The sequence below is a fragment of the Pantoea sp. SM3 genome, assembly GCF_000963995.1.
In the GTDB taxonomy this organism is placed as follows: Bacteria; Pseudomonadota; Gammaproteobacteria; order Enterobacterales; family Enterobacteriaceae; genus Pantoea; species Pantoea rwandensis_B.
Genome location: NZ_JZRD01000019.1, coordinates 139,929 through 152,657 on the forward strand (window position 1 = coordinate 139,929; position 12,729 = coordinate 152,657).

Annotated in this window: 13 protein-coding genes; 7 read left to right on the forward strand and 6 right to left on the reverse strand. The window is 54.2% G+C overall.

Annotation, left to right across the window (positions count from 1 at the left end; all coding sequences use genetic code 11):
* Positions 1-11 precede the first annotated feature (11 nt).
* The 3 genes from VI01_RS12945 to VI01_RS12955 are packed head-to-tail and all read right to left on the reverse strand — an operon-like array spanning position 12 to position 2,598.
* Positions 12-1,112, reverse strand: coding sequence for an NADH:flavin oxidoreductase/NADH oxidase (locus VI01_RS12945; protein ID WP_045815459.1), 1,101 nt, complete (start codon positions 1,110-1,112; stop codon positions 12-14).
* A 9-nt stretch (positions 1,113-1,121) separates the two neighbouring features.
* A complete protein-coding gene (locus tag VI01_RS12950; RefSeq protein ID WP_045815460.1) occupies positions 1,122-2,105 on the reverse strand; it encodes a zinc-binding dehydrogenase in 984 nt (327 codons plus the stop codon).
* Positions 2,098-2,598, reverse strand: a complete 501-nt coding sequence (locus VI01_RS12955; RefSeq protein WP_045815461.1) for a lactoylglutathione lyase family protein — start codon at positions 2,596-2,598, stop codon at positions 2,098-2,100. The genes VI01_RS12950 and VI01_RS12955 overlap by 8 nt, the downstream gene beginning before the upstream one ends.
* A 93-nt stretch (positions 2,599-2,691) precedes the next feature.
* Here VI01_RS12955 and VI01_RS12960 point away from each other — a divergent pair, with 93 nt between their 5' ends.
* Positions 2,692-3,558 (forward strand): LysR family transcriptional regulator, encoded by an 867-nt coding sequence (locus VI01_RS12960; protein WP_045815462.1) that lies wholly within the window; start codon positions 2,692-2,694, stop codon positions 3,556-3,558.
* Positions 3,559-3,561: 3 nt separating this feature from the next.
* Here VI01_RS12960 and VI01_RS12965 read toward each other — a convergent pair whose 3' ends face one another.
* Positions 3,562-4,074 carry a polyketide cyclase gene (locus tag VI01_RS12965; RefSeq protein ID WP_045815482.1) on the reverse strand — a complete coding sequence of 171 codons (513 nt, stop codon included), beginning with the start codon at positions 4,072-4,074 and terminating at the stop codon, positions 3,562-3,564.
* A gap of 271 nt (positions 4,075-4,345) precedes the next feature.
* Here VI01_RS12965 and VI01_RS12970 point away from each other — a divergent pair, with 271 nt between their 5' ends.
* Together VI01_RS12970 and VI01_RS12975 are read left to right on the forward strand one after the other, a co-directional pair.
* Positions 4,346-5,041 (forward strand): type 1 glutamine amidotransferase domain-containing protein, encoded by a 696-nt coding sequence (locus VI01_RS12970; RefSeq protein ID WP_045815463.1) that lies wholly within the window; start codon positions 4,346-4,348, stop codon positions 5,039-5,041.
* 54 nt (positions 5,042-5,095) lie between these two features.
* On the forward strand, positions 5,096-5,995 hold the full coding sequence (locus VI01_RS12975; protein WP_045815464.1) for a LysR family transcriptional regulator: 900 nt from the start codon (positions 5,096-5,098) through the stop codon (positions 5,993-5,995).
* Here the strand turns inward: VI01_RS12975 and VI01_RS12980 are convergent.
* Positions 5,992-6,768, reverse strand: a complete 777-nt coding sequence (locus VI01_RS12980; protein WP_045815465.1) for an ABC transporter ATP-binding protein — start codon at positions 6,766-6,768, stop codon at positions 5,992-5,994. The genes VI01_RS12975 and VI01_RS12980 overlap by 4 nt on opposite strands.
* Before the next feature lie 209 nt (positions 6,769-6,977).
* Between VI01_RS12980 and VI01_RS12985 the strand changes: the two genes are divergently transcribed.
* The 3 genes from VI01_RS12985 (at position 6,978) to VI01_RS12995 (ending at position 10,226) form a co-directional block, all read left to right on the forward strand.
* Complete coding sequence (locus tag VI01_RS12985; RefSeq protein WP_052697005.1) at positions 6,978-8,051, forward strand: ABC transporter substrate-binding protein; 1,074 nt, start codon at positions 6,978-6,980, stop codon at positions 8,049-8,051.
* 10 nt (positions 8,052-8,061) lie between these two features.
* Positions 8,062-9,069 carry an ABC transporter permease gene (locus tag VI01_RS12990; protein ID WP_156149357.1) on the forward strand — a complete coding sequence of 336 codons (1,008 nt, stop codon included), beginning with the start codon at positions 8,062-8,064 and terminating at the stop codon, positions 9,067-9,069.
* Positions 9,070-9,176: 107 nt separating this feature from the next.
* Complete coding sequence (locus VI01_RS12995; protein ID WP_045815467.1) at positions 9,177-10,226, forward strand: PLP-dependent cysteine synthase family protein; 1,050 nt, start codon at positions 9,177-9,179, stop codon at positions 10,224-10,226.
* Positions 10,227-10,345: 119 nt separating this feature from the next.
* On the opposite strand, the gene VI01_RS13000 is transcribed toward VI01_RS12995, so the two are convergent.
* On the reverse strand, positions 10,346-11,404 hold the full coding sequence (locus VI01_RS13000) for an ABC transporter substrate-binding protein (RefSeq protein ID WP_045815468.1): 1,059 nt from the start codon (positions 11,402-11,404) through the stop codon (positions 10,346-10,348).
* Positions 11,405-11,614: 210 nt separating this feature from the next.
* Between VI01_RS13000 and VI01_RS13005 the strand changes: the two genes are divergently transcribed.
* Positions 11,615-12,724 carry an acyl-CoA dehydrogenase family protein gene (locus tag VI01_RS13005; protein ID WP_045815469.1) on the forward strand — a complete coding sequence of 370 codons (1,110 nt, stop codon included), beginning with the start codon at positions 11,615-11,617 and terminating at the stop codon, positions 12,722-12,724.
* Positions 12,725-12,729 lie beyond the last annotated feature (5 nt).

A 12,729-nucleotide genomic window follows, 5' to 3' on the forward strand; every position in this document is an offset into this window, starting at 1 on the left:
GGTCTGGTCACTCAATCCCCACTGACCCGATAGCGTTCCAGCCAATGTGCGTAAGGCGCAGGCAGCACCCAGGAAGGTTCGGTCTTGTCCAGTACCAGCGCGGCCTGATAACTCCAGTGCGGGTTTTTCAGGTGCGCGCGTCCCACCATTACCAGATCCAATTGGCCTTTCTCAATGGTCTCATTTGCAATGGCAGGAGCATCAATACCCCAAGCTGACGTCACCGGAATGTTCGCTTCGCGGCGCACACGTTCGGCAATGGGTGCCAGGAATGCCGTGCCCCACGGGATGTTGGCATCCGGGGTTGAGAAGCCCATGCTCACGCTCAGCAAATCGAGGCCATTATCACGCCACTGCCTGGTGAGCGTAATCGCTTCCTGCAACGTCTCTTCATCCCGCCCATCAAACTCCAGCACGCCAAAACGCGCGGTCAACGGCAGATTTTCTGGCCACACTTCACGCACCGCATCAAAGGTTTCGCGCAGGAAACGGCTGCGCCCAGCGGCGTCACCGCCGTATTCATCAGTACGCTGGTTGGCGTGGACCGAGAAGAAACTCTGCGCCAGATAACCATGAGCAAAATGCAATTCCAGCCACTCGAATCCGGCATCGCGGGCGCGCTGCGCAGCACGCACAAAATCTTCGCGTACACGTTTAATATCATCAAGCGTCATGGCCTTCGGCAAACGCGGCAAATTGGCACCAAAAGCCACGGCAGAAGGAGAGAGAGTTTCCCAGGCTGCCGTATCACCCGCAGGAATATGGTCATCACCTTCCCAAGGTTTATTTGCGCTGGCTTTGCGCCCAGCGTGTCCAATTTGAATGCCCGGCACTGCACCACTGGCTTTGATTTCGCGCGCAATCTGTCCGAGTTTTTCCGCCTGAGCGTCATTCCAGATGCCGAGACAAGCCGGTGTAATGCGCCCTTCTGGTGACACCGCTGTTGCTTCGACAATCACCAGCCCCGCACCGCCGCGAGCCAGACTGTTGTAATGCACACGGTGCCATTCGTTACTAACACCGTCCACGGCACTGTACTGGCACATCGGCGGAACCGCGATGCGATTGCGCAGCGTGATGTCTTTCAGGCTAAAAGGTAAAAACAGTCCCATGACAATCCCTTAATGTAATTTAAGCAAAATGACCTGCTTGCCACTGAAATTACGATGCTGTAATGCTCGTAACTGTGCAGGCAGTTGATCGTAAGGAAAATGCAGCAGTAACTCGCTTTGCAAACTCCCGGAGGCAATCTGCGCCAGCATGCGCTCTCCTTGTTGCGTGATTGCATGCCATTGCTGAGCATTACCCATTTGATGCAGAGCGCCAAGAGCCACTTCGTGCAGTGAGAGCGCGCGACCAAATGCGGCACATGGCCACTCCGTGACACGCCCCTGAATGCAGACTAAGTGCCCATTAGCCAGCAGAGTATCTGCTAGCTGTGCAGCATGTTCTGGCCCCACCGCGTCAATCACGGCGAAATAACGACGATGTGCCGCTTCTGTCGTGAGTTGGCTATCGTTCAGGCATCGTTTTGCACCCAGTGCATGCAAGCGCGACCAGTGGCGTTCACTACTCAAAGTTGTGATATCAAAACCCCGCGCCTGTGCCAGTTGCACCAGATAATGACCAACAGAACCGCCCGCACCAGCAATCAACAGCGGCGCGCCGGACTGAGCAGGAATTTTTTCAATGGCCTGCCAGGCAGTCAATGCTGGACAAGGGAAGGCGGCGGCCGTCGCAAAATCAATATCGTCGGGGATCCGCATGACAACCTTTGCAGCCAGCACGGTGTACTCAGCAAAGCTACCGTTACGCTGTAAGTTTTGGTGATAAGCCACACGTCTGCCGAGCAGGCTTTTCTCCACCTCTGGCCCTATCGCCACCACCGTCCCCGCACCATCAACACCCGGCACTTGTTCGAGCTGTGTGCTGAGCACTTTCCAGTCGACCGGATTAAGCCCAATCGCCGCGTTCTGCACCAGAATTTCTCCCGCCTGCGGTGGCGTGGCGCTGAGATAACGTTCCTGTAGATCCAGCGGGGAATGACCTCCGTGCCAGACCCAACCACGCCAGTCAGCAGGAATGGAGAACATCTGATCAGACATAGGCACCTGCCGAATACGTCAACTCATAACTGTGGCTGTAAATTTCAATGATGTTGCCAAACGGATCTTCCATATACAACATGCGATACGGTTTCTCGCCAGGGAAGTATTCACGCACCGGCATACGCTGTTTTCCGCCAGCGGCCACGATTTTCTCGGCTAACCCTTCAACATCGGGATCCTGCACGCAGAAGTGGAAGACACCGGTTTTCCAGTATTCAAAGTTATTTTCTGGTTTTTCAGCGGCTTTAAACTCAAAAATTTCGACACCTACGCGATCACCCGTTGAGAGGTGGGCTATGCGGAATTTTTCCCAGCCGCCGCCAAATACATCACTGCACATCACACCGATGGCGGATTCATCCTCCTGAATCTCAGTCGGTGGCATAATCAGGTACCAACCCATGACCTCAGTATAAAATTTTACAGCGGCATCAAGATCGGTCACTGACAGACCAATGTGTGAAAACGTACGTGGATAGGGAGTACTCATCGCTCATCTCCTTTGATGAAAAGATCCACAGGCTACGATGCTATAGGTATAATGAAAACAATGATTCGATTATGGAAATTATAAAATTTCATTATGCTAAATCCACAATGGCTAAAATCTTTTGCCACACTGGCGGAAGTGAGCAGCTTCACGGCCACCGCTGAACGGCTGGGCATCACACAAGCGGCCGTCAGCCAACATATTCGCCATCTTGAGCATCAACTCGGCCCGCTGATCCTGCGCAGTAAGCGTCCGTTAGAACTGACACCCGCCGGTCGGGCCCTGCTGGATTATTGCCAGCAGGTAGATCGTGCCCAGCGTCACCTGGCACTGCGACTCAGTGAAGGCGACGTGACCTGCGGGGAAGTCAGTCTTATCTCCCCCGGCAGTATCGGGTTGCGTCTTTATCCCCTGCTCCTCGCTTTGCAGCAACACCATCCTGACTTAACCATTCGTCACCGTTTTGCACCGGATAGCGAAGTGATGGATGCCGTGCTGCATAACCGGTTTGAGATGGGCCTGATGACGCAAAAGCCCGATGACAAACGTCTGGTGGCACAGAAATTTACAGAAGAACCTCTAGAGCTGGTTGTGCCAGCAGGCGCAGCCGCGACAACATGGGAAGATCTTGAAGCCCTGGGCTTTATCGATCATCCAGATGGTCAGGCGATGGCGACGCGTCTGCTGAGCCGACGCTTTCCCGGTAATCCAGGCGTGCGCAACCTGCCACAGCGCGGCTTCAGTAATCAGATCAGCTTGATTCTCGAACCTGTCGCGCGAGGATTGGGATTTACCGTATTGCCGCGTTTTGCCCGTCTGGCGTTTCACCTTCAGGAGGGTATTCAGGTGATCGAGGCAGGTAACGCCTTAGTGGATTCCATCTGGCTGATTCACCGCGCGGAATGGCCTCTTTCTGCGCGGGCACAACAGGCACTACGTTGGTTGGAAGCCCAGATGTAACCTTTACTGACGGGCTTTAGCCGCAGCGACTAGCCCATCCAGCCAATCCTGGTGACCGTTAATCATTGGATTAGGTTTGGCATTCGCCAACTCCACAGCAGGCTTACCGTTTTGCGTCTCTTGTGTCAGGATGCGCACGCGGTTATCAGGGAGATCTTCAATAAGCCAGGCGTGCAATACGTCCAGGCGTTCATCGCTGCCGACTTCGCCCGCCCATCCGTGCCAGGAAACACGGGCCGCTTCACCTGCAACAGGCGCGACATATTCTGTGACCTGAGCTTCAACGGGGAAGCCAAACGTTTCGAAGTAGAAACGCACGCCCTGTTCCAGTTCTGGGCCTTTATTGTCATAGAAACGGGCGTTAGCCGAGTTCTGATAATAAGTCGGCCACAGTGAGGGAGTATTCAGCAACGGCCAGATATCTTGGGTGCTTAAGCCTGCAACAATGACTTCGTTGGAACAGTAGTTATCGGCAAATCCCGGAACAAAGCCTTCCGGCCAGTTAATCGCGTTCATTTTCATTGGTTATTTCTCAAAAGTGATAAGGGACAGATGAAGTATCTGTCTGCTGGAGAAATAACACCAATCGCCTTTCATTATTTTTGATATTAAAATTATTGATATCTGAAATATGATAGCTCGCGCTGGCTATAACGATAATTTATCACCTTCATAAGTGAACGCATGTTTTCATTATAGGTACATCCGCTAATCTGACGGGGCGCGGAACCCGTCAAAAATTGAGCAATGGCGCATAACTTCATTTTTTAAATCTTAAGGATATGAAATGGCAAATAGCCAGACCCCATTGATTAAACCGGTGCTAATGGTACTTACCAGCTATCGCGGCATTGTGAACGGACATGAAATTTCAGGTTTTTACTTGCCGGAATTAACGCATCCCCTCCATGTGCTGACTCAGGCAGGCGTGCCGGTCGCCTTTGCTTCCATTAAAGGCGGAAAACCACCTGTCTATGGCATCGGGGATGATGAAATTAATCAACGATACTGGCAGGATGGCAATTTCCAGCAGCAACTCAATCACACCTTATCGCTGGCCGCAGCCAAAAGTGATGATTACAGTGCTGTACTGTTTGTCGGTGGGCATGGAACTATGTGGGACTTCCCGGATGATGCTGCGGTTAAAACACTGATCCGTGACATGTTTGCGTGCAATAAGCCCATCGCTGCCGTTTGTCATGGTCCCGCCGCACTGGTCAACGTGAAACTCAGCAATGGGCAGTATCTGGTGAAAGGTAAACGTGTTGCGGCTTTTACCGACACAGAAGAAATGGAAGTAGGTTTGGCGGAAGCTGTCCCTTTTATGTTGGAAACTACGCTAAAAGCACGCGGGGCACGACATCAAGCGGCTGAAAACTGGCAATGCAACGTGGTAACCGATGGCGTACTGATTACTGGTCAGAACCCGCAGTCAGCTTCCGAGGTTGGTAAAGCGCTTTGCCAGTTGCTGCTGGAGGGATAACACGCAACGCCGTTTTCAGCATAAATTCACTTTTGCCTGTCACTACCGGGGCTTATGAAAACCGATATACGTAATCTGGATCTTAATTTGCTGAAGGCACTCGACGCCCTGCTGGATGAACGCAGTGTGACACGCGCGGCTGAGCGACTGTCACTCACGCAACCTGCCGTCAGCGGGATGCTGACGCGCCTGCGCGAGTGTTTCGATGATCCTCTTTTTACACGCACTCAGCGCGGCATCATTCCAACATTGCGGGCGTTAGAACTGGCGCAGCCAGTGAAATCCATTCTGGCTGAAGTCAGTGAATTATTGCAGCCCAAGGCATTTGAACCCGCTGTCGCTGAGATGACGGTGAAGATTGCCGCCACGGATTACGCTTTACGTGCCGTGGTGGTGCCTTTTATGGCGGCACTACGTGTACAAGCACCAGGCATTCGCGTCGCGGTGCTGCCGGTCAACAATGAACAGTTATCCCTGCAGTTTGAACGCGGAGACATCGATATGGCGCTGATTACACCGGATACTGCGCCCGTCGACCTGCACGCCAGGCCACTTTATCAGGAAGAGTATGTGTGCCTGATGCGTGAAGACCATCCCCTTGCTCAGCCTGATGCCCTGACGCTTGATAGCTTTTGCGCCCAGGATCATGCGTTAGTCTCCTATACAGGAGGGCGATTTCAGGGTGTCACCGATGAGGCGCTGGCATTAACAGGCCGGTCGCGACGCGTGACGCTCTCGGTGTGCAGTTTTCTGGTCCTGCCGGAAATCTTGCGCGTCAGTGATTTAATCAGCGTGGTGCCTCGTCGCTTGACGCGCGATCTACCCGGTCTGAAAATCCTGCCGCCGCCGTTAACTATTCAGGGTTTTAGCAAAATCGTTGTCTGGCATGAGCGTACGCACCGCGATGCCGGGTACCGCTGGTTGCGTGAACTGCTGTTTTCCATTGCCATTTAAGCGGCGGCGCGATCGGTGCCCAATAAATCCAAAATTCGGCTGCGTAACGCCACAAGCTGTGGGTCATCGCGGCGGCGCGGCCAGGGCAGATCCACCTCAATCACATCCACCACTCTGGCCGGACGCGGGCTGAACACCACCACCCGATTGGCCATCACCAGCGCCTCCTCAACGTCATGGGTGACCATCAACGTGGTGAACTGCTGCTCCTGCCACAGATCAACGATTTCCTGCTGCATGCGTAACCGCGTGAGAGAATCGAGTTTGCCCAGTGGCTCATCAAGAATGAGCAGACGTGGCACATTCACCAGTGCGCGTGCCAACGCTGCTCGCTGGGCCATCCCGCCTGACAGCTGATGCGGCCAGGCACGGGCGAAATCCTTCAGGCCGACACGATCCAACATCGCGTTAATCCTCTGCGCTCTAACGGCTCTGTTTTCGCCGCGAATTTGCAAGCCGAGGCCTACGTTGTCATACACCGTGCGCCACGGATAGAGCGTGGGATCCTGAAACACCACCACGCGGGATGGATCGGGGGCGGTGATGGCTTTGCCCTCTTCCGCCAGCAAACCGCTGGCAGGAGGTTCCAGCCCGGCGAGTAAGCGCAATAAAGTCGATTTACCGCAACCGGATGGGCCTAATAGCGCAACAAACTCGCCGGCTTTCACCTGTAAATTGATATTCTCCAGCACGGGTAAATCACTGCCTTCAAGCGTGAAATGGTGATTCACTTTTTCAATGGCAATATTCACGCCCGCAGAGTTCATGGCCATATTTCACTCCCGCTAAAATAATAATGAGCCGATTGTTATCAGAAAATAACCATAAGCGGCTCTCTCGCCTCATTGAAATAGCCATTTCGGCAAACCTATCCGTCATTTTTCATAAAGAAAAACTGCATGACCTCATGCGGGATTGTTATTTGGTGGCAGGAAATCGTTAAGCGATAGTGCCCCTGATCTTTAATGACAAGGAAAGCAAAATGGCAATGCAAAATTACTTTCTGAGCCGGCGCGCATTATTGCGCGGTCTGGGTTTATTCAGCGCGGGTATCGCGGTGAATCCATTGTTGAGCAGCCCTGTTTTCGCTGACGACAAACCGCTTAAAACCATCAAACTGGCGTGGGGGCAAACGGCGGTGTGTCAGGCACCGATCTCCGTTGCCCTGAAACAGGGTTTCTTTAAAAAATATGGTCTTAATGTCGAACCGGTTAACTTCAGTGGCCCGACCGATGCGCTGCTGCAGGCGATCGCTACCGGGCAGGCCGATGGCGGCATTGGTATGGCGTTGCGCTGGTTGAAACCACTGGAACAAGGCTTTGACGTGGACCTGACTGTCGGCACACACGGTGGCTGCATGCGGTTACTGACACCGCAGAACAGCGGCATTCGCGATGTGAAAGATCTGGTGGGTAAATCCGTCGCGGTCAGCGATCAGGCCAGTCCGATTCGCAACTTCTTCGCTGTGCAATTAGCAAAACAGGGCATCGATCCGGATAAACAGGTCAACTGGCTGCAATATCCACCCGACCTGTTTGGTGAGGCACTGCGCAAAGGTGAAGTCCAGGCACTGGCAACGGATGATCCACAGGGCTGGCTGCTGAAAAAACAACATAACCTGTTGGAAGTCGACAACAACCTGAAAGGTGAATACGCCAGCATGACCTGCTGTGTGCTAGGTCTGCGTGGTTCGCTGGTGCGTGACGATCCGGCGACCGCTCGCGCTATCACTCAAGCTATTGTTGATGCACAGCAGTGGACTGCCGATCATCCCGCCGAAACCGCCAAAATATTCCAGCCCTTTGTGCCGGGGTCGGTGCCAGTAGATGACATCACCGCGATGCTCAAAGAGCACACCCATCACCATCACTCCACCGGTGCCCAGTTGCGCAGTGAAGTCGCGACCTATGTTGAGGAACTGAAAAAGATCAATGTGATTCGCCCGGATACCGATGCGAAGCAGTTTGCCGAGCACTATGTGCCGCAACTGTTGCCTGCCGAATCCGTCCATCAGCACGCCAGTAACATGGCACACATGAGCAACATGTCGAGTTAAGGAGAGAATCATGGCCAGTGAAACCCTCACTATTGCCCAACACCGCGCCGCACCGCGCCGCCTGCAACCCGCCGTCTGGGGCGCGCTGTTACTGTGGTGGGCGTTAGTGGCGCTGATGGTGGCGGTACCGGATAAGCCGCAGGGTTTTGCTGCCCCGCGCTTTGTCGATCAAACCCATGAACTGTTTGCCGGCATTGCGCTGTTGCTCACCGTGCTGGCGATTGCATCAGGCGTATTTCCGCGCCTGACGCTGCTGACACCGTTAAAACGCAGCGGCCCGTGGTTGATTGTGCTGGCGTTGCTTATTGGCGTGTGGGAAATCGTGACCGGGAAACTGGCACTGTTGCCCGCCCCCTTCTTTGCACCGCCGCGCGCACTGGTCGAAGCCTACGCCACTGACTGGCCTCGTCTGTTGGATAGCGTGCTCAATTCGCTGCGTCTGCTGGCCTTTGGTTTTATCTACGGCAGCGTGGTGGGCTTTATCACCGGCGTGGCGATTGGCTGGTCACGCGGGTTGGGATATTGGGTGCATCCGATTCTGCGCTTCCTCGGTCCCGTGCCGTCCACGGCATTGCTGCCGCTGTCGCTTTATTTTTTCCCTTCCAGTTTCTCAGCAGCGGTGTTTCTCATCGCACTGGCGACCTGGTTCCCGGTCACCGTGCTGACCTGGTCTGGCGTTTCCAGCGTCGATACCCGTTTTTATGATGTGGCGCGCACGTTGGGTGCCAACTCGATGTTCCTGGTGCTGCGCGTAGCCGTGCCCGCCGCGCTACCACACCTGTTTGTCGGCTTATTTATGGGGCTGGGCGCGTCGTTCTCGGTACTGGTTGCCGCTGAAATGATGGGGGTGAAATCTGGCCTGGGTTGGTATCTGCAGTGGGCCCAGGGCTGGGCGGCCTACGCCAATATGTATGCCGCGTTGATCGTGATGGCGCTGCTGTTCTCTTCATTGATCTCCCTGCTGTTCCTGGTCCGCGACCGTCTGCTTTCATGGCAGCGCAGCACGGTGAAATGGTAACGATTGGCCGATGTGCCCGATGGCGCATCGGGTTGAAACGCACACCACATCTGAGGGGCCGTCAATCATGACGACTCACGCAGGCTACTCCACCACAGAGGTGAACTATGGTTGCAAAAATTTCCTCGTCGATCACTGAACTGATTGGTAATACGCCGCTGCTGCGGCTCTCGCGCTACACGCAGCAGCAAGAGATTCAGGCCGAACTGATCGCCAAGCTGGAGTTGTTTAATCCCAATCACAGCGTCAAGGATCGCATCGCTCTTAGCATGATCGAAGCCGCAGAGCGCAATGGCACCATCAAGCCAGGTGACACCCTGGTTGAAACCACCAGCGGCAATACCGGGATTGGATTAGCGGCGATTGCAGCCGCCAAAGGCTATAAATTCCGCGTCTATATTAATGATTTTGTCAGTATCGAACGCACGCAACTGATTCAGGCTTACGGTGCTGAAGTGGTGCCGTTCAGCACCATTGACGGATTTAGAGAATTTTATGAAGCCAGCAATGGCGATTTTGTCGCCGCCACCAAATGGCTGGCAGAAAAAGTGACCGCCGCTGAGCCCGAGGTGCATTTCCTGCTGCAACTGGAGAATCCCGCCAACCCGGCAGTGCATGTTCAAACCACCGGGCCCGAAATCTGGCGCGACAGCGGTGGCAAACTGGATATCTTTATTGCGGCCGTGGGAACCGGCGGTACGCTGTCCGGAACCGGGCGCTACCTGAAGCAGCAATACCCAGGCCTGCAAGTCTTCGCTGTGGAGCCAGGCGTGGGTTCACAGCCCAGCGAATTGCGCCCGGAACCGCTGGAGATCACCGGCGTGCACGCCTTTAGCAATCAGCCGCCCGAACGCATCCCGGCGAATTTAGATCATCGGGTTTATGACGAAGTGATCGCTGTCGAAACCTGGCAAGCGTATGCGGCGGCGCGTCAACTGGCACTCAGCGAAGGTGTGTTAGTCGGTGATTCTTCCGGGGCCGTATTATGGGCGGCGGAACATGTGGCAGCGCGACCGGAAAATCACGGCAAACGCATCGTACTGCTGCTGGCAGATGGCGGCAGCAGTTACCTGACGACGCAGTTGTTTGCACATCAGGTGCCAGCTGAGACCTTTAAGCTGGCGAATGCGATTCAAACATCGCAGAAGATTGCCTGATTAGCTGAGTTTCATTGATTAGAATGTCATTTATTGCGCATTCCTCAGCAATTACGCTGCTCGATGAATGCGCGATAAGTTACCCCGCTTCGACAAATTGCTTGATGTCAGACGGCCTCTCACACCAGCACATTGCTGGTGATACCCTTTGCGAACAGCAGCGGATCGGTTTCTGGTCTTAGTACGTTGATGGCTTTCAAATCGCGCGCGTAAACATCGATTTCTTTGACGAATGCATTACCCACCGAATAGTGGCCATGGGTATGGGTTTTCAGTACGCTGGCGATCTCCTGCGGTGTAGTATTCAATGCTTGTCCATTAAACTCACTGCCGATGGCTTCCGGATGCTGCGCAGCGTAGGCATGCGCTTGCAATATCGCGTGAGTGATTGCGGCAGCCACCTCCGGCTGTTCGCGGATGAGACTGCCGCGCGTGCCGACCACGCAGCAACTCAGGTTGGCGTATTCATCCATCAAATTGGTGCCGACTTCGCGGTAGCCCGGTTTCTGTGCCAGACGCCACATAATCGGATCTGAGCCGCTGGCGGCCTGAATCTCCCCTTTCTCAAGCACCATCGGCAGCAGATCTTGCGGGAATACACGCCAGTTCACATCGGTATTCGGGTCAACGCCGTGTTTTTTTAACATCAGCGAGAAGAAGTTTTTATCCGCGCCCGCCATATCAGTGACGCCGATAGTTTTGCCCTTTAGCTGCTCCAGCGTAGCGGGACCCTCATTGCGCGCTAATAAGCGCATGCACCCACCGTGTGTGCCTGCGGTCAGCTTGACATCAAAACCCTGCTCCAGCGCCTTCAACCAGCGCAACGCCATGCCGATGGCGGCTTCCGCTTTCCCCGTGGCGATGGACTCCAGCAGCAGTTCGGTAGAGTTGCCGAAATTGACGAACTCGACTTCCAGATTGTGCGCTTTAAAGAAATTATGTTGGTCGGCCACCACAACGGGTGCGAGGCATATCGCGTTAAGATTGACCGCGAGACGAATGTGCGTGGGTTTCGCCAGCGCCCATTTGCCCGCACCACCCTGCAAAAGATCGCCGGACATTGGCATATTATGCATCTGCTCTTCGGCAAAACTGCGTCCCGGCAAAGTAGAATCCATCATCGCCGCTGCGGAATACCCAAGAAAGCGACGGCGTGAAAGTAAATATTTATCCGACATGTTTTACTCCCAATAATATATGCAGATGAATGAGTGAGTGTTGTAATAATGCATTTCAGGAGCAGGCAGAGTAATCGTAAATTAATGCTTCAACCAGATACGGAATTATGCCAATTATGCATGTGTTAAGCGGTTTTATTGCTTTTACAGTCTTGCCATATAAGGAAACAATCAACCTTAAGTTATTCAGAAATTTATAAGGTTTTCTCAATGGCAAATAACACCCCTTTTCTCGCTGAAATATTGCCAGCCCTTACCGGACGATTGGCTGCACATGCTGAGCAGGTCGATCACAGCGGCGAATTTCCCCGTGCGGCTTTCACGCATTTACGTCAGCACGGATTATTGCATTTCGCTCTGCCCGCTTCTGCCGGCGGTAGCGGTGGCGATTTACGAGAATGCCAGGCGATTATTCAGGCGGTAGCGCGCGGTGAACCCTCCGCAGCACTGATTTTGATCATGCAATATCTCAACACGCGGCGGCTGAGCGAGGAATCTGACTGGCCCATTAGTGTGCGCGAGGCTGTAGCGAACAGCGTGGTAACCCAGGGCGCGTTGATCAATGCGCTGCGCGTCGAACCTGAACTGGGTACGCCAGCGCGCGGCGGTTTGCCTGCAACCCGAGCGCGGCGTACCGCCGAGGGCTGGCGCATCAGTGGTGAGAAGATTTACTCCACCGGCAGCCATGGGTTGAGATGGTTTCTCGTTTGGGCCAGTAGCGATGATGCCGATCCTCTGGTCGGCGGCTATCTGGTGCCCGCCGATGCGCCAGGCATTCAAATCGTCGACGAGTGGGATCATCTTGGCATGCGCGGCACCTGTAGCCATCGCGTGGTGTTAGATGAGGTGTTGATTCCGCTCAATCACGCGGTTAACGTTGCGCCCTGGAGCACGCCGAAAGTAGGCCTAAATGAAGAGGAGTCTGTGTGGATGGCGGTGCTGTTAGGCTCGTTATATGACGCGATAGCCCAAAGCGCACGCGACTGGTTTATCACCTTCTTGCAGCAGCGCATCCCCGCTAATCTCGGCGCGCCGCTAGCCAGTTTGCCACGATTTCAGGAGTTAGTAGGACGCGTCGAAACTTTGCTGTTCACCAATCACACACTGCTCAACAGCGCCGTTCGGGGTCAGGTGACCAGCAGCCATACGGCTCAAATCAAACAAGTGGTCACCGAAAATGCGATTCGCGCGGTTGAGCTTATGGTGGAGAGCATCGGCAATCATGCGCTGACACGTCATCATCCGTTACAACGTCACTGGCGTAATGTTTTGTGTGGCCGTATTCATACGCCGCAGAGTGACGTAATGCTTGTCAGTTAAGATCT

What these genes read in the sequence shown, in the direction of transcription:
- VI01_RS12995 (WP_045815467.1), top strand. Translation starts at nt 9,177, where the DNA reads ATGGTTGCAAAAATTTCCTCGTCGATCACTGAACTGATTGGTAATACG.
- VI01_RS12970 (WP_045815463.1), top strand. Translation starts at nt 4,346, where the DNA reads ATGGCAAATAGCCAGACCCCATTGATTAAACCGGTGCTAATGGTACTT.
- VI01_RS12975 (WP_045815464.1), top strand. Translation starts at nt 5,096, where the DNA reads ATGAAAACCGATATACGTAATCTGGATCTTAATTTGCTGAAGGCACTC.
- VI01_RS13005 (WP_045815469.1), top strand. Translation starts at nt 11,615, where the DNA reads ATGGCAAATAACACCCCTTTTCTCGCTGAAATATTGCCAGCCCTTACC.
- VI01_RS12955 (WP_045815461.1), bottom strand. Translation starts at nt 2,598, where the DNA reads ATGAGTACTCCCTATCCACGTACGTTTTCACACATTGGTCTGTCAGTG.
- VI01_RS12990 (WP_156149357.1), top strand. Translation starts at nt 8,062, where the DNA reads ATGGCCAGTGAAACCCTCACTATTGCCCAACACCGCGCCGCACCGCGC.
- VI01_RS12980 (WP_045815465.1), bottom strand. Translation starts at nt 6,768, where the DNA reads ATGGCCATGAACTCTGCGGGCGTGAATATTGCCATTGAAAAAGTGAAT.
- VI01_RS12960 (WP_045815462.1), top strand. Translation starts at nt 2,692, where the DNA reads ATGCTAAATCCACAATGGCTAAAATCTTTTGCCACACTGGCGGAAGTG.
- VI01_RS12945 (WP_045815459.1), bottom strand. Translation starts at nt 1,112, where the DNA reads ATGGGACTGTTTTTACCTTTTAGCCTGAAAGACATCACGCTGCGCAAT.
- VI01_RS13000 (WP_045815468.1), bottom strand. Translation starts at nt 11,404, where the DNA reads ATGTCGGATAAATATTTACTTTCACGCCGTCGCTTTCTTGGGTATTCC.
- VI01_RS12950 (WP_045815460.1), bottom strand. Translation starts at nt 2,105, where the DNA reads ATGTCTGATCAGATGTTCTCCATTCCTGCTGACTGGCGTGGTTGGGTC.
- VI01_RS12985 (WP_052697005.1), top strand. Translation starts at nt 6,978, where the DNA reads ATGGCAATGCAAAATTACTTTCTGAGCCGGCGCGCATTATTGCGCGGT.
- VI01_RS12965 (WP_045815482.1), bottom strand. Translation starts at nt 4,074, where the DNA reads ATGAACGCGATTAACTGGCCGGAAGGCTTTGTTCCGGGATTTGCCGAT.